The organism is Kitasatospora sp. NPDC048540, assembly GCF_040651175.1.
GTDB lineage: Bacteria > Actinomycetota > Actinomycetes > Streptomycetales > Streptomycetaceae > Kitasatospora.
This window is the reverse complement of sequence record NZ_JBEZIR010000279.1, coordinates 1-1,154: the sequence shown is the minus strand read 5'-3', so window position 1 is coordinate 1,154 and position 1,154 is coordinate 1. Positions and strand designations below refer to the sequence as shown.

Genomic DNA, 1,154 nt, shown 5'->3' with positions numbered 1-1,154 from the left:
GTGAGCCATGTAATCCGGAGGGCCAGCGAGCTGGTCCTGAACGAGACGACGGTCACCGCGCTTCGGGCCGGGCTGACGGGCACCGCCGACGAGGTCGTCGAGGCGATCATCGACGAGGTCCCCTCCTATGCCAACGCCCTTTCGGGCCGCATGGGCGGGACCATCCGCCGAGCCGTCCGCACCGCCCTGGGGCACTACCTGGACCTCGCGAGCGGGAACACCACGGGTGGCGACGGCGGCGACGCAGCCTACGAGCTGGGCCGCGGCGAGGTGCGGGACGGCCGTTCGATGGACGCCCTGCTCAGCGCCTACCGCGTGGGCGCCCGCGTGGCCTGGCGATGTCTGGCAGCGGGTGCCGTACCCGCGGGTCTGCCCGCCGCCGAGGTCGCCAAGTTCGCCGAGCTGACCTTCGCGTACATCGACGAGCTCTCCGCCGCGAGCGCGGCGGGCCATGCCGACGAGCTGGCCGCCCGGGGCAGGGCCCACGAGCGCCACCTGGAAGACCTGGCCCGCGACCTCCTCGCCGGCACGAGCCCGGACGTGCTGCTGGTCTCTGTTCAACGGGCCGGGTGGCAGCCCCCGGTTTCGCTGACCGCGGTCCTGCTGCCCGCCGCCCAGGCCCGGCCCGCCTACCGCGCGCTCAACCCGGGCACTCTCGTCCTCGACGACCTGCCCGATGCCACCGGTGTGCTGCTCGTCCCCGATGCCGACCGGTCACACCTCTTGCGGCAGCTGACCGACCGCACCGTCGTGGTCGGCCCAGCACGGCCATGGACCCGTGCGTGCGCCTCGTACGCACGAGCCGTACGCGCTCGCTCACTGTCCCCTGAGATTCGCGACACCGAGGACCACCTGCCCGAGCTGGTACTGAGCGCCGACGCGGACGCGTTCGCAGACCTGCGTGCCCGAGCCCTCGCACCGTTGCGGACCTTGCCCGTCACGACCGCACGGCGGCTGGAGGAGACGTTGCGGGCGTGGCTGCTGCACCAAGGCAGGCGGGACGAGGTGGCAGCGGCGTTGTTCGTCCATCCTCAGACAGTCCGGTACCGGATGTCGCAGCTGCGGGAGCTGTTTCCGGATCTCGCCTCGCCGCACCGGGTCCTTGAACTGACCCTGGCGGTGGGTCTTCGGGGCAGCTGACGCGTACTTCGACC

The 1,154-nt window shown here is 72.1% G+C and carries 1 protein-coding gene; it reads left to right on the top strand.

Annotated features, from left to right (window positions below):
- The coding region (locus AB0D08_RS40840) for a helix-turn-helix domain-containing protein (protein ID WP_359895442.1) at positions 1-1,140 on the top strand (1,140 nt) is incomplete at its 5' end.
- Between the last annotated feature and the right edge of the window lie 14 nt (positions 1,141-1,154).